Annotated in this window: 20 protein-coding genes; 10 read left to right on the plus strand and 10 right to left on the minus strand. The window is 70.8% G+C overall.

Going from position 1 to position 19,250, the window contains the following annotated elements; translation table 11 throughout:
- Positions 1-198: hypothetical protein (locus BGO91_RS10530; RefSeq protein WP_290472717.1), on the plus strand; the 198-nt coding region annotated here is incomplete at its 5' end.
- Positions 199-288: 90 nt separating this feature from the next.
- Here the strand turns inward: BGO91_RS10530 and glgX are convergent.
- Positions 289-2,373 carry a glycogen debranching protein GlgX gene (gene glgX / locus BGO91_RS10535; RefSeq protein ID WP_290472718.1) on the minus strand — a complete coding sequence of 695 codons (2,085 nt, stop codon included), beginning with the start codon at positions 2,371-2,373 and terminating at the stop codon, positions 289-291.
- Positions 2,374-2,594: 221 nt separating this feature from the next.
- Between glgX and BGO91_RS10540 the strand changes: the two genes are divergently transcribed.
- Positions 2,595-2,846 carry a toxin HicA gene (locus BGO91_RS10540; protein ID WP_290472719.1) on the plus strand — a complete coding sequence of 84 codons (252 nt, stop codon included), beginning with the start codon at positions 2,595-2,597 and terminating at the stop codon, positions 2,844-2,846.
- Positions 2,843-3,169, plus strand: coding sequence for a toxin-antitoxin system HicB family antitoxin (locus BGO91_RS10545; RefSeq protein WP_290472720.1), 327 nt, complete (start codon positions 2,843-2,845; stop codon positions 3,167-3,169). Before BGO91_RS10540 ends, BGO91_RS10545 begins: the two co-directional genes overlap by 4 nt.
- Here BGO91_RS10545 and treZ read toward each other — a convergent pair.
- Both treZ and treY read right to left on the minus strand, forming a co-directional pair.
- Positions 3,166-4,869 carry a malto-oligosyltrehalose trehalohydrolase gene (treZ, locus tag BGO91_RS10550; RefSeq protein ID WP_290472721.1) on the minus strand — a complete coding sequence of 568 codons (1,704 nt, stop codon included), beginning with the start codon at positions 4,867-4,869 and terminating at the stop codon, positions 3,166-3,168. The genes BGO91_RS10545 and treZ overlap by 4 nt on opposite strands.
- The gene (gene treY, locus BGO91_RS10555; RefSeq protein ID WP_290473135.1) at positions 4,866-7,178 is read right to left on the minus strand and encodes a malto-oligosyltrehalose synthase; all 2,313 of its coding nucleotides are present in this window, start codon (positions 7,176-7,178) and stop codon (positions 4,866-4,868) included. The genes treZ and treY overlap by 4 nt, the downstream gene beginning before the upstream one ends.
- Positions 7,179-7,356: 178 nt before the next feature.
- Here treY and BGO91_RS10560 point away from each other — a divergent pair, with 178 nt between their 5' ends.
- The 3 genes from BGO91_RS10560 (at position 7,357) to BGO91_RS10570 (ending at position 8,539) form a co-directional block, all read left to right on the plus strand.
- The gene (locus BGO91_RS10560) at positions 7,357-7,530 is read left to right on the plus strand and encodes a CsbD family protein (protein WP_021765607.1); all 174 of its coding nucleotides are present in this window, start codon (positions 7,357-7,359) and stop codon (positions 7,528-7,530) included.
- Positions 7,531-7,689: 159 nt separating this feature from the next.
- Positions 7,690-8,223, plus strand: coding sequence for a DUF6611 family protein (locus BGO91_RS10565; RefSeq protein ID WP_290472722.1), 534 nt, complete (start codon positions 7,690-7,692; stop codon positions 8,221-8,223).
- 49 nt (positions 8,224-8,272) lie between these two features.
- Positions 8,273-8,539 (plus strand): hypothetical protein, encoded by a 267-nt coding sequence (locus tag BGO91_RS10570; protein ID WP_290472723.1) that lies wholly within the window; start codon positions 8,273-8,275, stop codon positions 8,537-8,539.
- 29 nt (positions 8,540-8,568) lie between these two features.
- On the opposite strand, the gene BGO91_RS10575 is transcribed toward BGO91_RS10570, so the two are convergent.
- The 3 genes from BGO91_RS10575 to BGO91_RS10585 all read right to left on the minus strand — a co-directional run bounded on the left by BGO91_RS10575 (position 8,569) and on the right by BGO91_RS10585 (position 10,927).
- Positions 8,569-9,420 (minus strand): 3-hydroxyacyl-CoA dehydrogenase, encoded by an 852-nt coding sequence (locus tag BGO91_RS10575; RefSeq protein WP_290472724.1) that lies wholly within the window; start codon positions 9,418-9,420, stop codon positions 8,569-8,571.
- Positions 9,417-10,082 (minus strand): TetR/AcrR family transcriptional regulator, encoded by a 666-nt coding sequence (locus BGO91_RS10580; RefSeq protein WP_290472725.1) that lies wholly within the window; start codon positions 10,080-10,082, stop codon positions 9,417-9,419. The genes BGO91_RS10575 and BGO91_RS10580 overlap by 4 nt, the downstream gene beginning before the upstream one ends.
- Positions 10,083-10,195: 113 nt before the next feature.
- A complete protein-coding gene (locus tag BGO91_RS10585) occupies positions 10,196-10,927 on the minus strand; it encodes a hypothetical protein (protein ID WP_290472726.1) in 732 nt (243 codons plus the stop codon).
- Positions 10,928-11,151: 224 nt separating this feature from the next.
- Here BGO91_RS10585 and BGO91_RS10590 point away from each other — a divergent pair, with 224 nt between their 5' ends.
- The gene (locus tag BGO91_RS10590) at positions 11,152-11,514 is read left to right on the plus strand and encodes a DUF2200 domain-containing protein (RefSeq protein ID WP_290472727.1); all 363 of its coding nucleotides are present in this window, start codon (positions 11,152-11,154) and stop codon (positions 11,512-11,514) included.
- 50 nt (positions 11,515-11,564) lie between these two features.
- Here BGO91_RS10590 and BGO91_RS10595 read toward each other — a convergent pair whose 3' ends face one another.
- Both BGO91_RS10595 and BGO91_RS10600 read right to left on the minus strand, forming a co-directional pair.
- Entirely contained in the window at positions 11,565-12,509 is a 945-nt protein-coding gene (locus tag BGO91_RS10595; protein WP_290472728.1) for an NADP-dependent oxidoreductase, read from the minus strand.
- Between the two features lie 471 nt (positions 12,510-12,980).
- Entirely contained in the window at positions 12,981-13,955 is a 975-nt protein-coding gene (locus BGO91_RS10600; RefSeq protein ID WP_290472729.1) for a helix-turn-helix domain-containing protein, read from the minus strand.
- Between the two features lie 85 nt (positions 13,956-14,040).
- Here BGO91_RS10600 and BGO91_RS10605 point away from each other — a divergent pair, with 85 nt between their 5' ends.
- The 3 genes from BGO91_RS10605 to BGO91_RS10615 all read left to right on the plus strand — a co-directional run bounded on the left by BGO91_RS10605 (position 14,041) and on the right by BGO91_RS10615 (position 16,298).
- Positions 14,041-14,259, plus strand: a complete 219-nt coding sequence (locus BGO91_RS10605) for a hypothetical protein (protein ID WP_290472730.1) — start codon at positions 14,041-14,043, stop codon at positions 14,257-14,259.
- 32 nt (positions 14,260-14,291) lie between these two features.
- Complete coding sequence (locus tag BGO91_RS10610; RefSeq protein ID WP_290472731.1) at positions 14,292-14,945, plus strand: HAD-IA family hydrolase; 654 nt, start codon at positions 14,292-14,294, stop codon at positions 14,943-14,945.
- 351 nt (positions 14,946-15,296) lie between these two features.
- Positions 15,297-16,298, plus strand: a complete 1,002-nt coding sequence (locus BGO91_RS10615; protein WP_290472732.1) for an aldo/keto reductase — start codon at positions 15,297-15,299, stop codon at positions 16,296-16,298.
- A 99-nt stretch (positions 16,299-16,397) separates the two neighbouring features.
- Here the strand turns inward: BGO91_RS10615 and BGO91_RS10620 are convergent, their stop codons facing one another.
- Together BGO91_RS10620 and BGO91_RS10625 are read right to left on the minus strand one after the other, a co-directional pair.
- On the minus strand, positions 16,398-16,763 hold the full coding sequence (locus BGO91_RS10620) for a hypothetical protein (RefSeq protein ID WP_290472733.1): 366 nt from the start codon (positions 16,761-16,763) through the stop codon (positions 16,398-16,400).
- 424 nt (positions 16,764-17,187) lie between these two features.
- On the minus strand, positions 17,188-19,059 hold the full coding sequence (locus BGO91_RS10625; protein WP_290472734.1) for a hypothetical protein: 1,872 nt from the start codon (positions 19,057-19,059) through the stop codon (positions 17,188-17,190).
- Positions 19,060-19,250: the final 191 nt, after the last annotated feature.

Here is a 19,250-nt window from a genome sequence, read left to right on the forward strand (position 1 = left end):
GGCCACGCCGCTCAGTTCGCCGGAGTTCCGGCGTCGACCGCGGCCACGCCGCTCAGTTCGCCGGAGTTCCGCAGCGACCGCGGCCACGCCGCTCGGCTCGCCGAAGTCCCGGCGGCGACATTCCCCTGCCCGGCCGTCGGACGGCGGCGCGCCGGAACTCCGGCACCGACCGCCGCCACGCCGCTCAGCTCGCCGTAACTCCGGTGAACAGGCCGCGATGGTGCCGAATCTCCGGAGATCCGGCGCACTGGCGTGCGGGAGCGCCGCAGACGCGGGCACCGCGCACGCCTACTCGTCCCGGTGGTCGTCTCCATCCGTGCCCTGGTTCTCGTCCGCGCGGCGCGAGCGCAGCAGGGCGAAGGAGGTCTCGCCGACGATGACGCTCGGCTCGTCGGCGGCCACGGTCAGCTCGGGGTCGCTCGACAGCGCCAGCTCCCACGGCTGCCCGTCGGACGCGGGCAGGGTGAAGTCCACCCCGTTGCCCGCGGCGTTGAAGAGCAGGAGGAACGCGTCGGCGCCCTCGTGGCGCAGCACGAACCCGATCGAGCGGGCCTCCGGGTCGCCCCAGTCGTCGTCGCCGAAGGGCTCGCCGTCGGTGCGGACGATCTGCACGGTGTCGGGGCCGCCGACCTCGGGAGCGTGCCGGTACCACTCGGGGCGCAGCGCCGGCTCCGTGCGGCGCAGGCGGATGAGCTCCGTGGTGAAGCGGTGGAGGTCCCAGTCCGCGTTCTCCCAGTCGAACCAGGAGATCTCGTTGTCCTGGCAGTAGGCGTTGTTGTTGCCCTGCTGTGTGCGGCCGATCTCGTCGCCGCCCAGGATCATCGGCACGCCGGCCGAGAGCAGCACCGTCGCGAGGAAGTTCTTGCGCTGCCGGATGCGGACGGCGTTGATCGCCTCGTCGACGGTCGGGCCTTCGGCTCCGTAGTTGCGGGAGCGGTTGTCGGACTCCCCGTCGCGGTTGTCCTCGCCGTTGGCCTCGTTGTGCTTCTCCTCGTAGCTGGTGAGGTCGGCGAGGGTGAAGCCGTCGTGCGCGGTGACGAAGTTGACGCTCGAGAGCGGAGCCCGCCGCGAGTCCTCGTAGATGTCCGGGCTGCCCAACACGCGCTGCGACAGGGTCGAGAGCACCCCGGGCTCCCCGCGCCAGAAGTCGCGCACGTCGTCCCGGAACTTGCCGTTCCACTCGGACCAGTCGGCCGGGAAGCCGCCCAGCTGGTAGCCGGCGACATCCCACGGCTCCGCGATCAGCTTGACCTCGGCGAGCGTCGGGTCCTGCTGGATGAGCGTGAGGAACGCGCTGTGGAGGCTGGCGTCGCCGCCCTGGCGGGTCAGCGTCGTCGCGAGGTCGAAGCGGAACCCGTCGATGTGCATGTCCTCGACCCAGTAGCGCAGCGAGTCCATGATCAGCTGCAGCGCGGCCGGGTGGCTCACGTTGACGCTGTTGCCCGTGCCCGTGGTGTCGAAGTAGTGGGCGGCGTCGCCCTCCACCAGCCGGTAGTACGAGGGGTTGTCGATGCCCTTGTAGCTGTAGGTCGGGCCGAGGTCGTTGCCCTCCGCGGTGTGGTTGTAGACCACGTCGAGGATGACCTCGATGCCCGCGGCGTGCAGCGCCTTGACCATGCCCTTGAACTCGTCGACCTGGTGGCCGGTGTCGCCGGTGGCGGCGTACTCGTTGTGCGGGGCGAAGAAGCCGATGGAGTTGTAGCCCCAGTAGTTGCGCAGGCCCTTCTCGAGCAGGTGCGCATCCTGGACGAACTGGTGGATGGGCAGCAGCTCGACCGCGGTGACACCGAGGTTCTTGAGGTACTCGACGGCGGCGGGATGCGCGAGCCCGGCGTAGCTGCCGCGGAACTCCTCCGGCACCCACTCCATCAGCTTCGTGAAGCCCTTCACGTGCAGCTCGTAGATGATGGTCTCGCTCAGCGGCGTGTGCGGGCGCTCGTGGTCGCCCCAGTCGAACTCCTGCCGGTCGACGGCGACGCCGAGCGCCACGTGCCGGGCGCCGTTCGTATCGCTGCGGCGGCGCGGGCGACCGAGCTGGTGCCCGAAAACGGCCTGGGTGTTGTCCCACGACCCGGTGACGGCACGGGAGCGGGGAGGCAGCAGCACCTTCGCGGGGGAGAAGCGGAGGCCGTTGGCCGGGTCCCACGGCCCGTGCACGCGCAGGCCGTGACGCGTGCCCGCGGTCAGGCCCGGGACGAAGCCGTGGAAGACGTGCCCGGTGCGCTCGGTGAGCACGGTCTGCTTCTCGCGTCCACGATGGTCGAAGATCGAGACGACCACCTTGTCGGCGCGCTCGCTGTAGACGGCGACGTTCGCGCCGCCCTCCACCAGCGTGACACCCAGAGGGTACGGCCGAGACCGCTCAGCGGTCACCTGTGGGCCCCGCGTGCGCGGGCTGCAGGTGCTGCAGTGCGGGGGTGGGATGGGCTGGGCTCGCTCACGGCGCCTCCGATCGTGGAACCGTCAGATTACCGGGCGCCGATGGGCGCTCACCAGCGGTTGACAGCGCGGGCGCGGGCCGTTATCGGGGCGCAGGCCAGGCGCGATCACTCCTCTTCGCTTGTATTATGGTGTCATTAATGGCACCATAGTGGATGGCTGGCGTCGAGAAGATCCTTGTTCGGATGCGCTCCAACCCGAGGGGCGTGTTCTTCGACGACCTGGTCAAAGTGTGCGAGGAATTCTTCGGGCCGCCGCGGCAGACGGGGTCCAGCCACATGGTGTTCCGGATGCCGTGGCCCGGTGATCCGCGCGTGAACATTCAGAATGGTCGCGGAATAGCGAAGCCGTACCAGGTGCGTCAGGTGCTGGCGGCGATCGACCGGCTGAAGGGAGAGGGACGATGAGCGAATACCTGCACTACACGTATCGAGTCGAGTGGTCGGCGGAGGATGGCGAGTTCGTCGGCAAGGTGGCGGAGCTCCCCGCGCTCTCCTGGCTCGCGGAGACGCAGGCCGAGGCTCTGGCCGGGATCGTGAACCTCGTGCGCGAGGTGGTGGCCGACCTCGAGATTGCCGGAGAACCCGTGCCGGTCCCGTTCTCGGAGCGACGGTACAGCGGAGAGTTCAAAGTCCGCGTCCCGCCCGAGCTGCACCGCGCACTCGTCGTCCGGGCGGCGGAGGAGCACGTCAGTCTCAACCGCCTGGTCAGCATGAAGCTCGCCTCTTAGAGCGAGGCGCGCGTCACCCGCACGGCGTCCGCGAAGGAGGCCACGACCTCCCCGTCCGCCGCGTCCCGGGGCAGGCCGCTGCCGCTGAGCGCCGCCTCCACCCGCAGGCCGCCGCGCGTGAACGCGAACACGCCGTCGTCGAACTCGACTTCGGTCGCCGGGGCGAGCGCCGGGATGCCGCTGCGCAGCGCGGTGAGCGTGCGGTACCAGTCGAGGAGGCGGGCGTGGTCGGGCTGCTCCGGCTCCGACCAATCCAGCTTCGAGCGCTGGAAGGTCTGCGGATCCTGGGGGTCGGGCACGGTCTCCGGGTCCCAGCCCATGCGGGCGAACTCGGCGATGCGGCCGCGGGCGGTGGCCTCGCCGAGCTCCTTCTCGGGGTGGGAGGTGAAGAACTGCCACGGGGTGGTCGCGCCCCACTCCTCGCCCATGAAGAGCATCGGCGTGAACGGGCCGAGCAGGGTGAGGGCGGCGGCGACGGCGAGGGAGCCCGCGCCGAGGGTGGCGGTGAGGCGGTCGCCGGCGGCGCGGTTGCCGATCTGGTCGTGGTCCTGGCTGAAGGCGACGAGCCGGGTGAACGGGATGTCGGCGTCGAGCGGGCGGCCGTGGTGCCGCTCGCGGAAGCTCGACCAGGTGCCGTCGTGGAAGAAGCCGCGCTCGAACACCTTCACCAGGGCGGCCGGGTCGCCGAAGTCGGCGTAGTAGCCGGTGACCTCCCCGGTCAGGTTGGCGTGCAGCGCGTGGTGCACGTCGTCGTCCCACTGGGCGTCGAGGCCGTACCCGTGGTGGGCACGGGAGCGGATGAGCTTCGGGTCGTTGAGGTCGCTCTCGGCGATGAGAGTCGCGGGGCGGCCGGTCCGCTCGGCGACGGCGGCGGCCTCCCGTGCCATCGCCTCCAGGATGTGCTCGGCCCGCGAATCGTGGAGGGCGTGCACGGCATCGAGCCGCAGCCCGTCGACGTGCATGTCGTCGAGCCAGTAGCGCACGTTGTCGAGGATGTACCGGCGCACCTCGTCCGACTGCGGACCGTCGAGGTTGACGGAGGCGCCCCAGGTGCTGTGCGCGTCGCCGAGATACGGCCCGAAGACGGGGAGGTAGTTACCGCTGGGGCCGAGGTGGTTGTAGACGACGTCCTGGATGACGGCCACTCCGCGCGCGTGGCAGGCGTCGACGAAGCGCTGGTACGCCTCCGGCCCGCCGTACGGCTCGTGCACGGCGTACCAGAGCACGCCGTCGTAACCCCAGTTGTGCGTGCCGTTGAACGCGTTGACCGGCAGCAGCTCGATGGCCTCCACGCCGAGGTCGACGAGGTGGTCGAGCCGGCCGGCCGCGGCGTCGAGGGTGCCCTCGGGGGTGAAGGTGCCGAGGTGCAGCTCGTAGATCACCGCGCCGGTGAGGTCGCGGCCGCGCCAGGCGGTGTCGCCCCAGGCGTACGCGCCCGGGTCGAACTCGCGGCCGGGGGCGTGCACGCCGTTCGGCTGCCGTCGCGACCGGGGATCGGGACGCGGGTCGGACCCGTCGACCGAGAACGCGTAGTCGAGGGGGTCGGGGGAGGCGGCGAGGGGCTCGGCCAGCCGCCACCAGCCGCCGTCGCCGCGGGTGAGCGGCAGGGGATCGCGGCCGGTCACGACGAGGTCGACGCGCTCGGCGTCGGTCGCCCAGACGGGGAAGGAGCGGGCAGGGAAGGTGCGGTCGTCGCTCATCGTGCGTCCTCCTCGGTGGCGTCGGTCGCGACCAGCAGTGCGACCGGGTATCGCTCGAACACGTCGGCCAGCCGGGTGCGCCCGCTGTGCGTGCGCGCGGTGAACGCGTCGCGCAGCCTCCCCTCGCCGAGCTCGACCGTGGTCTCGCCCCAGCCTCCCGCCTCGGCGAGCCCGTGCGGCAGGCGCGTCGCGAGCGTGATCGCGCCGCCGCGGTCGAAGCCGACGAGGTGCCCGGCCGCGGGTCCGTCGGCGAGTACAGGGCGGTAGTCGGCGAAGAGGTCCGGGCGGTCGCGGCGCAGCCGCAGGGCTCGGGAGGCGACCAGCACCTTCGCCGCGCCCGACGAGTCGATCGGCGGCAGCCAGCCGTCGTCCACGTGCGCGAGGAGCGCCTCGGCCGCCTCGAACTCGACGGGGCGCCGGTTGTCGGGGTCGACCAGCGAGCGGTCCCAGCGCTCGGTGCCCTGGTAGACATCCGGGACGCCCGGCATGGTCAGTTGGATCAGCTTGGCGGCGAGGCCGTTGCTCGCGCCCGGGGCCTCCACGATCGCGGCGATCGCCTCCACCTCGGCCCGCACGCGGTCGTCGTCGAAGGCGGCGTCGACGAGGCCGGCCATCCGCTCCTCGAACGCGGCGTCGGGGTCGATCCAGGAGGTCGAGGCTCCGGCCTCCCGTGCCGCCTTCAGTGCGTAGTCGTGCAGCCGCTCGCGCGAGGCCGGCCACGCGCCGACGATCGACTGCCAGAGCAGGTCCTCCAGCGGCTCATCGCCGAGCGCGACCCGCTCGCGCACGGCGTGCAGGAAGCGCGCCCAGCGCTCCGGCAGCTCCGCCAGCACAGCGACGCGCGCCCGGGTGTCCTCGCTGCGCTTGGTGTCGTGCGTCGTCAGAGCCGTGAGCGAGTGCGGGAGGTCGGCCGCGCGCTCCGCCTGCCGGCGATGGAAGTCGTCCACCGACACGGCGAAGACGTTCGGCTCGCCGCCCACCTCCGTCAGCGAGACGAGGCGCGGATAGCGGTAGAAGGCGTTGTCCTCCACGCCCTTCGCCATGATCGCGCCGGTGGTCTGCTCGAAGCGCGCCGTCGGGGCGCCCGGGCCCGGGGTGCCGACGCGCTCGACGACGGACGCGATGGTCGCGGCGAGGTCGGGGCGGGAGGCGGTGGCCGCCTCCTGCGCTTCGGCCAGGTGATCGGCGCCGAACGGCAGGTAGCTGCGGTACACGGGGAAGTTCGCGGCGAGCTCGGCGACGGCGTCGGCGGTGCGCTCGGCGACGTCGGCGGGCTGCTCGGCCTCGGCCGCACCCAGCTCGCGCACGACGCGCAGCACCTCCGAGCGCAGGATCCCGTCGGCCACGGCGCGCTTGCGCTCGCGCACCAGGCCCGTCCACTCCGGGGCGCCCGCGAGAGCGGTCAGCTCGTCCTCCCCGGCGGGGTCGGTGAGCACGCGGTCGACCAGGCCGAGCGCGTCGTAGCCGGTCGTGCCGTCGACCGGCCAGGCCGGCATCCGCTCGTCGCCCTCGAGGATCTTCTCGACCCAGATCGGGGCGCCGTCCGCCAGGCGCGCGAGCCGGTCCAGGTAGGCGCCGGGGTCGCGCAGCCCGTCCGGGTGGTCGACGCGGAGGCCGTCGACCAGTCCCTCCCGCAGCCACCGGCCGATCTCGGCGTGGGTCTCGTCGAAGACGCGGTCGTCCTCCACGCGCAGCCCGGCCAGCGTGTTCACGGCGAAGAAGCGCCGGTAGTTCAGCTCGTCGTCCGCTCGGCGCCACGACATCAGCTCGTAGTGCTGCCGGTCGTGCACCTCGCGGGGACTGCCGTCGCCGGTGCCGGGCGCGATCGGGAAGCGGTGGTCGTAGTAGCGCAGCTCGCCGTCCTCCACGCGCAGCGCATCCAGCTCGTCCGGGCCGTCGCCCAGGATCGGGAGCCGCAGCCTCCCGCCGCCGAACTCCCAGTCGATGTCGAAGAACCCTGCGTGCTCGGCGTCGCGGCCGTGGGTGAGCACCTCCCACCACCAGGCGTTGTCGCGGGGCGTCGCGACGCCCATGTGGTTCGGGACGATGTCGACCAGCACGCGCAGACCGCGCTCGTGCGCCGCAGCGGAGAAGTCGCGCAGCGCCTCCGGGCCGCCGCGGGACTCGTCCACGCGGCTGTGGTCGATCACGTCGTACCCGTGCGCCGAGCCGTGCTCGGACTGCAGCAGAGGCGACAGGTACACCCAGTCGGCGCCGAGGCGGTGCACGTGATCGAGCACCTGCGCGGCGTCGCGGAGGGTGAAGGCGGGGGAGATCTGGAGACGGTAGGTGCTGGCGGGGCGCGGGATGCTCACAGGCATTCATTCTGTCCGTCGCGCCGGGGCAGGTGAAGAGGCGCACCGTCCGGGTGCGGGGGGTTGATTTCCCAGGCGTGCCGTGCGGACTGGACGAGGGCCCGAGGCGGTGGGAACGTCGAAGGTGTCCGGTCAGACGGACGACATGAACTCACGGACGAAAGGGGACGACATGGGACTCGACGACAAGATCGAGAACGCGGGGGAGAAGCTCGGCGGTCAGGCCAAGGAGACCACCGGCAAGGCCACCGGCGACGAGCGCCTCGAAGCCGAAGGCAAGGGCGACCAGGTCAAGGCCGACATCAAGCAGGCCGCTGAGAAGGTCAAGGACGCTTTCAAGCACTGACCCACGCGTATCGAACGCCCCCGCCCGCACTGCGGCCGGGGGCGCCGCGCGTTCGGGGACGGCGTCGCGCGTTCGGGGAGCGTGAGGATGTCCGCCTCGGCCGTGAGGATCTCGTGAGGATCGCTCCACGGCACCCCGCCCCGGCGTAGACCGGGATGCGTGACAACCACGATCCACCTCCCCGCACCGCGCACCCGCACCACCCGCCTCCTCGAAGGCGCGTACCGCTGGGGCCGGATCGAGGAGAGCACCGCCCTCTTCACCGCGCGCACCGGCGTGTGCGTGCGGCGCCTCGTCGTCTACGCGCCCGGTTCGGACGCCGCCGACCGCCGCATCCTGACGCTCTGGCGCTCCTGGCCCGTCGTCGGCGGCGCGCTGGCGTTCGCCGTCGCGCTGGCGCTCGCCCCCGTGGCGCCGCCGGCCGCCCTGGTCGGGATGCTCGCCGTCTACATCGGCGGCCTCGCGATCGTCGGGAGGCTGTCGAAGCGGGCGCGGCACGGCTGCCGCTCGCTGAAGTCGTCCAGCGTGCAGCTCACCACCGGCGTCGAGACCATCGGGGACGAGGAGCAGCTGGAGGAGGCGTTCGCCGAGCTCGCCCTGCTCGAGAGTCTGCGCGACCGTGGGCGCCTCGACGAGGTCGCCTTCGAGCTCGGCTGGGCGCGGGTCTACGACCGCCTCGGAACCGGCCGTTAACTGCGCGTTCATCTGGCGTCAACCGCTCAGGCGGAGTAGTTTGCGCCGCATGGGAGACCGTGCGGAGCGCGCCCGGGCGTGGCGCGGAGTGAGTGCGGGGACCGTGCTCGCGGTCCTGGCGCTGATCGCCACGGCGGCGCTCGCCGTGGCCATCCCGACCCAGGGCGAGAACCCGCGGGCCTGGGGAATCATCGTGTGCGGCGTCGTGACCGCGGGGCTGTGCGCCTCGGTCGCGCGCCGCAATTGGCTGCTGCTGCGGCACTTCCGCGGCGACGACCTGAAAGCGGTCGCCGCCGCGCGCGTGCGGCATCACTGAGCCGGGGCGGGTCGCCCCGGCCGCACCGATCAGTAGCGGTAGAAGCCTTCGCCGGTGGCGAGGCCCAGCTTGCCCTTGTCGATGTAGTTCTCCTTGAGGTACGCGGCGAACTCGCGCTGCTTCGGTCCGGAGACCGAGGCGATGTTGTAGGCCGTGGTGAGGCCGACGATGTCGTAGATCTCGAACGGCCCCTTGGGGGCGCCGGTGCCGATGCGCCAGGTCTTGTCGATCGTCTCGGGGTCGGCGATGCCGTCGACGAGCAGCTCGGCCGCGGCATCCAGCAGCGGGACGAGGAGGGAGTTGAGCACGTAGCCCGCCTTCTCCTTCTTCAGCTCGATCGGCACCATCCCGATCGCGGACGCGAAGTCGACGACCTGCTGGTACACGTCGGGGTCGGTCTTCGTCGTGCCCATCACCTCGGCGGTGTTGTTCACCCACACGTGGTTGGCGAAGTGGAGGGCGAGGAACTTGTCGCCGCGGCCGGTGTAGCCGACCAGGTCACTCGGCAGCAGGGTGGAGGAGTTGGTGGCGAAGATCGTCTTCGCCGGCGCCAGCTCGCCCAGCTTCGTGTAGATGTCGCGCTTGAGGTCGAGGCTCTCGGGAACCGCCTCGATGACGAGGTCGGCGTCCTTCACGGCCTGCGCAAGGTCGTCGGAGTAGCGGATGCCGCCCAGCGCCTTGTGCGCGGCGCCGTCCGCAGCGCCCGCGACCTCCTTCTCGTACACGGCCGCGAGGCCCTCGAAGCGCTTCTTGGCGGCGTCGAGCGCGTCGGAGTTGATGTCGTACGCGGTGACGGCGAAGCCGTGGAACGCGGTCTGGTACGCGATCTGCGAACCCAGCACGCCGGTTCCGAGAACGGTGACATTCGTGATGCCGGTCATTTCTCTTCCTGTCCTGACTGTCCTGAGGTGGTCGGGTCTGTCTCGTAGCCGCGGACGATCACCTCGAAGTCCGCGGCGAGGTCGGTGAGCAGCTCGCTCGTGGAGCGGCCGTGGGCCGCCGCATCCGCGATGGCGAAGTGCAGCATGGCGGAGAGCGCGCGGGAGGCGGCGGCCGGGTCGGGCGCGGCCGCTTCGGGTGCGGCCGCGACGGCCCGTGCGCGTTCCCAGCTGTCGGAGAGCAGCGCGCCCATCCGCTCGCGGAGCTCGCCGAACAGGGCCAGCCCCTCCTCCCGGTACCGCTCGCCCTGGTCGCCGAACAGCAGCTCGCGCTGGTACGCGAGCGTGTTCTCGTCGTTGTCGCGACCGGCGAGGACCAGCGGGGTGATGAGGGAGAGGATGCGTGCGGTCGCAGGAGCGGACGGGTCGTCCGCCTCGACGCCGGCGCGGATGCGCTCCCGGCTGCGCTCGTTGCTGACCATCATCAGCAGCTCGGCCTTGGTGGCCGCGTAGCGGAACACGGTCCCGGCGGCGACGTCCGCCTCGTCGGCGATGCGCTGCGTGGTGACGTTCGCGAAGCCCAGCTCGTCGAAGAGGCGCTCCGCGGCATCGAAGATGCGCGTCTGCTTCTCCTCCTTGTTGCGCTCGCGGCGCCCTGCCGGCATCGTCCTCAACTCCTTAAGTGAGTTTGCTCATTTATGAGTGTACTCACTTTTTGGGAATCCGCCAGTGCTGCGAAGCGGTGGAGCGGGGTGCGGCGTGCGGGGTGCGGGAGCGGTCAGCGGAACTCGACGGTGCCGCTCGGGAGGCCCGACTCGTCCGAGACGGTCAGGCTGAATCCCGTGGCGGTGCGCGTGTACTCCAGCAGCATCCCGGGCGGAAGAGCGCCGATCGGTCCCGACGGGGAGCTGACGGTCCTGTCCTCGGCCACGGCGAGCGACTCCGGGTACGCACCGCCCGCGGCCTGGACGCAGACGGCATCCGCGAGCACCGCCACGGTGCTCTGCACCGCATCCGAGCGCTGCTGTTCGGCGTCGCCCGGCTCGGCCGCCGGAACGGGCTCGGGCGTGTCCGCGCGGCACGCGGGAGCGCCGGCTCCCGCGTCGCCTGACGCTCCGCCGTGCGCCGAGGCCGCGGCCCCGAACACTGACGGAAGCGGGGGAACGGTGCCGGGCAGCCCCGCCGCCGCGAGGCTCCAGATGCACAGGATGCTCCCGAGGAAGCCGAGCGTCGCGGCGATCGACGGGAGCACCTTCCCGCCGCCCGCGTGCCGGTACCAGAGCGCGATCGACACCGCGCTGACGCCGGCCGACGTGACGGCGACGCCGAGGCCGGCCGAGGAGGCCGACGACATCCCGAGCGGCCACAGGACCGAGAAGACACCCATCAGCAGGGCGACGGCCATCCACCAGCCGGTGGGCCGGGTGCGGCCGGAGCCGCGAGGCTGCCGCTCCGGTGCGGCCGACTCATCCCAGTAACCCGCCGGCGACCAGTCCCGTGGTCCGCTCATCCTCGCCCCCGCCCTTCGCCCCGTCGGGTTCCGTCCGCTCGGGCTCCGACCCCTCAGGCTCGCCCCGTCGGGCTCCGCCCCGTCAGGTTCCGTCCGCTCGGGGTCCGCCCCCGCGGGCCTCCCAGCCGACCACGATCGGGCAGCGCAGCCCATCCGAGCGCAGGCGGGCGAACATCCGCCGAACCCCGGGTTGCGTGGCGGTGACGGCTGGCTAGGCTCGGACCATGGCCTCCCACCGCCTCTTCGCGACGCCGTTCGCGAGCATCCACCCGCTCTACGTGGCCAAGGTCGAGCGCAAGGGACGCGACGCGCAGGACGTCGACCGCGTCATCCGCTGGCTCACCGGCTACGACGACGCCGGCCTGCGCGGAGCCATCGCCGACGGCGCCTCCCTCGAGGAGTTCTTCGACCGCGCGCCGGCCATGAACCCCGACGCCGCCCTCATCACCGGCGTCATCTGCGGCGTGCGCGTGGAGGAGATCGACGACCCGCTCATGCAGCGCATCCGGTACATGGACAAGCTGGTCGACGAGGTCGCCCGCGGCAAGAAGATGGAGTCGATCCTGCGGTCGCCCGCCGCCTCCTGAGCCGCGCGAGGGCGGGACGCTGGGCGCGGCTCAGGGGCGGCGCTTCACGTTCAGGGCCGCAGGACGACCTTGCCGCCGGGATGGCCGGACTCGACGAGCCGGGCGGCCTCCGCGGCCTCGGCGAGCGGGAACGTGCGGGCGATGTCCACCTCGAACTCCCCGCGCGCGATCAGGTCGAGCACCAGCCCGTAGGCGTCGTCGCGGAGCGCGCTCTGCTCGGCCGTCAGCGGCACCGGGTTGCCGCCCGCCCACGCCTGGATGCCCAGCTCGGCCGCGCGCCCGCCGACCACGACCGTCCCGATCCCCGACCGGTCGTCGACCAGCGCGAACGACGTCTCCAGGGCCTCGTCGGTGCCCACGGCATCCAGGATGCGGTCGTAGCCCTGCGGGGCGGCCGCGCGCAGGCGCTCCAGCAGACCGTCGCCGTATGCGACCGGAGTGGCGCCGAGCTCCCGCAGCCGCTGGTGGTTGGCGGGGGAGGCCGTCGCGACGACCGTCGCGCCGGTGCGTCGCGCGAGCTGCACCGCCGCCCGGCCGACCGCACCCGACCCGCCGTGGATCAGGAGCGTCTCGCCCTCCGCCACGCCGAGCGACACGAGCGCCTGGTATGCCGTGCTCACCGGGATGCCGATCGACGCGGCCTGCTCCCAGCTCACCTCCGCCGGCTTGCGCACCAGCTGCGCCGCATCCGCCACGAGATGGGTCGCGTAGGCGCCCTTCGCCCCGCGGACCACCACCTCGTCGCCGACGGCCCAGCCATCGACACCGTCGCCGACCTCCACGATCGTCCCGGCCGCGTCGCCTCCCGGCACCCGCGGCCCGGTGAACGGACCGCTCGGGCGGCCGCCGCTGCGCAGCTTGCCGTCGATCGGGTTCACGCCCGCCGCGTGCACCCGCACGACCACGCCGCCCGCCGGCGCCGCGGGATCCGGGACCTCGACGACCTCCAGGACCTCCGGTCCGCCCAACTGCTCGTACTGCACCACGGTCGCCATCGCGCATCCTCTCGTCGTCGGCCGGCGCCTCCGGCCCTCCCCAGGATGCAGCCCGCGCGGGCCCCCGGGCATTCCCGTGTGACGCCGTCTTGCGTGGGGCCGCCCATCCACTTGTCGCAACATGCCGCGTCGCGCCGTCCGCCTCATCCACTCGTCGCAACACGCCGTCTCGCGCGCTGCCGACCGCATCTGGTCGTCGCAACACGCCGCCTTGCACGCTGCCGACCGCATCTGGTCGTCGCAACACGCCGCCTTGCACGCTGCCGACCGCATCTGGTCGTCGCAACACGCCGTCTTGCACGCTGCCGACCGCATCTGGTCGTCGCAACACGCCGTCGGCGCAAGGGGGCGCACGGCGTGTTGTGACCACCCGATCTGTGCGGTGACCACCGGTTCACCGCCGCCGCACGCGGATCAGCGCACAGGCATCGGATCAGCGCACAGGCATCGGATCAGCGCACAGGCACCGGATCAGCGCACAGGTACCGGCTGCGCCTCGCGCTGCGCGAACGCGGCGCGGTAGCGGGTGGGCGGCACGCCGACCTCCTGGTCGAAGTGGTGGCGCAGGAGGGTGGCGCTGCCGAAGCCGCAGCGGCGGGCGACCTCGTCGATCGGGAGGTCGGTGGTCTCGAGCAGCAGGCGCGCGTGCAGCACGCGCTGCGTGGTGAGCCACTGCATCGGCGAGACGCCGGTCTCGGCCACGAACTTGCGCGAGAAGCTGCGCGTGGACATGTGGATGCGGGCGGCGAGCCGGCTGACGGTGTGGTTCTCGTCGAGGCGATCGGTCAGGTAGGCGATCAGCTCGCTGAAAGTGTCGTCCTCGCAGTCGGAGACCGGCTTGTCGATGTACTGGCGCTGGCCGCCGTCCCGCTGCGGCGGGACGACCATGTTGCGCGCGATCGTGTTGGCGGTGGCGCTCCCGAGCTCGCGGCGCACGAGGTGCAGGCACGCGTCGATGCCGGCGGAGGTGCCGGCGCTGGTGATCACGTCGCCGTCGTCGATGAAGAGCACGTCGGGGTTGACCCGGGCCTTCGGGAACCGGCGCTGCAGCGCATCCGCGTACCGCCAGTGGGTGGTGCACTCGCGGCCGTCGAGCAGACCGGCTTCGCCGAGCACGAAGGCGCCCGAGCAGACGCTGAGCAGCGTCGCGCCGCGTGCGGAGGCCCGGCGCAGCGCGTCGAGCAGCTCCTCGGGGTAGGTGTCGCGGATGTCGGCCGCGGGCAGGGCGATGAGGTCGGCATCCTCCATCGCGCTCAGGTCGTAGGGGGCGATCAGCTGCACGCCGTTGCGTCCGTTGAGGGGCTGGGCGGGGTCGATCGCGCAGACGCGGAAGTCGAACGGCTCCAGCCCGGCGTAGCTGCGGTCGAGGCCGAACACCTCGCACACCACTCCGAACTCGAACATGGCGAACTCGTCGATGAGCGGCACCGCGACGGATCTCAACATCCCCTCATGCTACTGGCCGTATCTTTGCGAAGATAGACCCAGAGCCATCTCGTGGCCGATTCTTTACGCTCGTAACGTCTATGACATGGCAAACACGACATGGACTTCGGGCATCGACCACGGCTGGATCGCCCATCCGGCCCGCACCGTGGACGGCGGCACGTCGCCGCGACGCCGCCGCTTCGTGCTGAGCGACTGGTTCGCCGCAGCGATCGCCGCCCGCGGTGGAACCCCCTCCCGCGAGACCGACCGCGCGCTCTCCGACCTGCGCGCCGCCCGCGACATCCAGGACCCGCGCCGCTGAACCCGTTCATCCCCGGCCCCTAGGGTGAGGGGATGGATGTGACAGCGCGCGGATTCCTCTTCGACATGGACGGCACCCTCGTCGACTCGACGCCGGTGGTCGAGCACGTGTGGGGCGAGTTCAGTGCGGCGCACGGGCTGGATGCTGCCGCTGTGCTCGATTACGCGCACGGCCGGCCCGCCCCCTCGACGGTGGCGCACTTCCTCCCGCAGCACTCGGCGGAGGAGCGCGAGCGGATGACCGACCACCTGCTCGAGGAGGAGGTCACGCGCACCGACGGCATCGTCGAGATCCCCGGCGCCGCCGCCCTCATCGCGGCACTGACCGAGGCGGGCGCCCCGGTGGCGCTGGTCACGAGTGCCCCGCGCGCGCTGGCGGTCGCCCGCATGGAGGCGGCCGGCATCCCGCTCCCCGCCGTCGTCGTCACGCCCGCCGACGTCGAGCACGGCAAGCCCGCTCCCGACCCGTACCTGCTCGGCGCCCGGAGGCTGGGCGTGCCGATCGCGGACTGCGTGGTCTTCGAGGACGTCGAGGCGGGCCTCCGCGCCGGCCTCGACGCGGGCGCCCGCACGGTCGTGGTCGGGACGTACGCGTCGCCGACGACCGAGGGACTGACGCGCCTCCCCGACCACGACGGCGTCACCGTCACCCGCGACGGCGACGCCTTCCGCCTCCGCACCGCGTAGGCGGGCGCGCCCGCTGCGCTGGCCCGGCGCTGGCGCTGGGCAGGAGTTCCCCGCATTTGGCACAAATGTCGCGAATCGCCTTCGCTTTCTCGACATTTGGCACAAGTGTCGCGGCGGCGGCGGCGGCGACGACGAATCTGGGATGGCGGCGCTGGGGTTCTCCACATTTGGCACAAATGTCGCGAATCGCCTCCTCTTTCTCGACATTTGGCACAAATCTCGCGACGGCAACGGCGACGGCAACGGCAACGGCAACGGCGATGGCGGCGCGGGCGTTCTCCACATTCGGCACGAATGTCGCGGGGGCGCCCTGTGGTGGGACCGGTCCCGCGATGTTGCTAGGTTGTGTGCGTGACTCATCTCGCCGACGCGAACCGCTACGACCGCATCCCGTACCGCCGAGCCGGACGGAGCGGCCTCGTGCTGCCCGAGCTCTCGCTCGGTCTCTGGCAGAACTTCGGGCACGCCCGCGCCTATGAGGTGCAGCGCGCCATCGTGCTCCGCGCCTTCGACCTCGGCATCACGCACTTCGACCTCGCCAACAACTACGGGCCGCCTCCCGGTGCCGCCGAGGAGGTCTTCGGCCGCATCCTCGCCACCGACCTGAAGGCGTACCGGGACGAGATCGTCGTCTCCACCAAGGCCGGTTACGGGATGTGGCCCGGCTCGTACGGCGATGGAGGCTCGCGCAAGTACCTGCTGTCGTCCCTCGACCAGTCGCTCAAGCGCCTCGGCCTCGACTACGTCGACGTCTTCTACCACCACCGTCCCGACCACGAGACCCCGCTCGAGGAGAGCATGGGCGCCCTGGTCACCGCGGTGACGAGCGGCAAGTCGCTCTACCCGGCGATCTCGAACTACGACGCCGAGCGCACGGTGCAGGCCGCCGAACTGCTCGCCGCCGCCGGCACCCCGCTGCTGCTGCACCAGCCGCGCTACTCGATGTTCGACCGCACGGTCGAGCAGGGCGTCCTGGATGCGGTGGACGAGGTCGGCGCCGCCGCGATCGTCTACTCGCCGCTGGCGCAGGGGATGCTGACCGACCGCTACCTCGACGGCGTGCCCGAGGGCTCCCGCGCCCTCACGAGCGTGTTCCTGCACGAGTCCGACATCACCGAGACCTACCTGGAGCGCGCCCGCGGCCTCAACGACATCGCGGCCGGCCGCGGCCAGAGCCTCGCGCAGCTCGCCCTCCAGTGGGTGCTGCGCCGCCGCACCGTCGTCTCGGCGATCATCGGCGCGAGCAGCGTCGCCCAGCTCGAGCAGAACGTCGGCGCCCTCGACGGCGCCCCGCTCACCGACGCCGAGCTCGCCGCGATCGACGAGTTCGCCGTCCACGGGACGCTCGGCTAGCCTCCCGCACGCGCCTCGACCGGCCCCCGAGGCGGCCGAATGTGGCACGAATCGCGCCGAGGCGGCGGACAGTCCGCCGCTTCGGCGCGCTCACAACGCTCAGAACGCGAACAGCTGCCCGAGCACGACCAGCAGGATTAGCAGGATCACCACGACCGCGCCGATCACGGTGATGGTCCGGGCCGAGAGCTTCGCGATCCCGAACCCGACGATGAACGGCAGCGCCAGGCAGGCCAGGGCGAGCACCCACCAGAACGCCTGGAAGCCGAACTGCGACGCCGACTCGAGCCGCCCGCCGAACAGGCGCTGCGTGGCGGGATGCGTCGCGAACGCGATGCTGGCCGACAGCGGGTACGCGATCAGGACGGCCGTGACCAGACCGGCCAGCGCGCCCCACAGCCCGCGGTGATCGCGGACCTCGAGAGTGGTCTCCGGATGCGGCCCCTGACGGCTCTTCGTGCTCATGCGGCACAGCATATCCAGCAGGCCCAGCGGTGACGAGAGGGCATCTCAGGTTGACTGCACCGTCTACTCCACCGTTACCCTGGAAGGGTCAGCCGGTCCGCGCAGTGCGCGCTAGGGGGCGTCTCGAACGGACCGGTGGCTTACCCGAATGCCCGTATGGGGGTGGTCCTCCACTCCCATACGGCCACGGGGTGGGGTGGTTGCAATGGTCGCCCAAATCATTTGCAATAGGGCAAGAGGGCGTCTCGGCTGATAGGAATTCCGCCGGTGACCTCGTCGAAGGCTCCCTTACGATCGCTCCTGACGACTCGAACCGGTTTCGTGTAACGCAAAAGGCGTCTCGAATGCCTGATTCCGGGGATTCTGGGCAGGGCGAGACGCCTGGTAATGCGGGTACTGGTGTTGGGGACGGCCCGCAGCGGGCCTAGCGTTTGTCGGGCGGTGAACCCCCGACCTCGGCTTCGCGTTCCCGGAAGTTGTTCCACGGTGCGATTCGCACGGGCCCGTCTTTCCGTCGGGTGAGTTTCGTGTTGAGCTTTCGTTCGAAGTACGCCTCGAGCGCTTCGTCGGACTCGTGGTCGAGGTATTCGTCGCGGAAGCTTTCGAGGGCGCGCAGGTTGCTCGCTGCGTACATCAGCCCGATCAGGAAGTACTGGCCGGTGTAGCCGCGGAGGCGACGACGTGTGGGATCGCCGAGGCTCTCTTTCGAGCCGTCCTTGAGGAACGCGTTCTTCCCTTCGATGGTGCCGCGATCGGCGTGGTACAGGTTTGCCCACTCGGCGCTGCCGTAGTGCGGGGTCTGGAAGCTTTTGATCCCGGCTTCGATCGGGAAGCTGACCGAGGACTTGTTCGCGCAGATCGGCAGGATTCCGCCGGTGTTCTCGTCGACTGCGGCGTCACCGTAGATCGGCACGAGATCGTCGTCAGGTTTGCCCGAGGGCTTCACGCCCCCGCACGCGTTGGCGATCGGGCAGTAGGCAGTGGCACCTGGGCCGCGGGCCGGGCACATCATTGGGACGCGTCCTTTTGCGTCCGGCTTTTCCTTCGCGCGCATTTTGTAGAGCAGGCGTCGCCGGATGAGATCGCGGTACTCGGACCCGGTGATCTCGTGCCTGCGGTAGCGTGCGGTTGCCTCGATGAGGTCTTCGGGCATGTTGGGGCAGTAGAAGGCGCCTTCGACCATGATCGCGCCGGCGTATTGCCCCTGCTTCGCACCGAGCTGGTTGTCCTTGTAATCCATGACGAGGTCGTAGCCGAGCTCCTGGCGCATCGGGATCTGGTACTTCTCAACGTCTGTGCCGGGACCATATGCTCGGTCGCCGGTCGCGCGGCCGGTCTTGTAGCCGCGAGCCTTGATGTCCCGGTAGACAACCAGGGCCGACTCGGCGACCTCGGCAGACGGGACGGTCAGCGCGATGCCGAGGACGAGGAGCGGGTGCGGCGGGGTACTGTTCGGGTCGTTTGCCGTCATGGTGACAACGGACGCGTCGAAGCCGAAGACAGACTTCCTTGCCTTGGTGTGGTCTGAGGTGTAGTCGTTCTTCCCGGTGCGTAGGTGCCAGCCTCCGTCGAACTCAAGGGCGCCTCGGCGGGATGCGGCCTTCGCCTCCTTGTTCGACCAGGGGGCGCCGTTCTTGCCGTGCACGCCGACGACGGTGCCGTCGACAGCGGTGTCGCCTTGCCACAGGTCGAAGATCTCTGCGGGGATCTCCTTGACGGTCGCGTCGATCAGCCGGTTGATAAACCACTCGAGGCGAACCTGCTTGCGTGAGTCGCCGTGCTTTTCACGCGCCGCCTTGATGAGCTCGATCTCTTCGAGTGTCGGAAACTTCCGTCGGTTTCCGCTTCGGGCCGGCTTCGGGTCGATCGGATCGATGATCCGTTGGGTCGCGTGGTAGAGCGGCCAGTACCAGTTGGCCTTCTTCTTACGTCGGTTGCGCGGGTCCCATAGCCCGAGGTACTGCTTCGACTCGTTGGATAGTCGGACGGCGCAGAGCTTTGCCATGTCGTCGACGAGTTGCGGGGAGTGTTCGGCCGATAGGAGGAGGTAAAGGATGAGGGCGGTCCGAGTGGACACGATCCGTGGTTTGCCTGAAGCTTTTCGGCCGCCACGGTCCTCCCAGTACCATTCGTCGGATTGTTCGACGAGACCGCTGCGGTCGACGATCCCGGCGATGTACTCGATGTGTCGTTGAGGGATGCGGGAGATGTTTCCGGTGATCGGTTCCGCTGGCAGGGAGGAGCTTCGGAGGATCTCTCGCAGAGCGGTTCGCTGGTTCTTCGCGCGGGTTCTCACTTCTCACGTCCGAGCTGGAGGGCGGTGAAGTAGGCCGAGTCGTCGATCGGGTCGACGTAGCGAAGGCAGCGCTCGATTTCGTTGTCGTCGCGCCTAGCCCGCGCAGGATCGCCTGAACCGGTGTGCCCGCTTCGAGATGACGGACGATCCACGTTGTCCGGAGCCGTTCGACAACGAACCGGTCCTGGCGC

This window comes from Leifsonia sp. 71-9 (assembly GCF_001898805.1).
Lineage (GTDB): Bacteria > Actinomycetota > Actinomycetes > Actinomycetales > Microbacteriaceae > Leifsonia.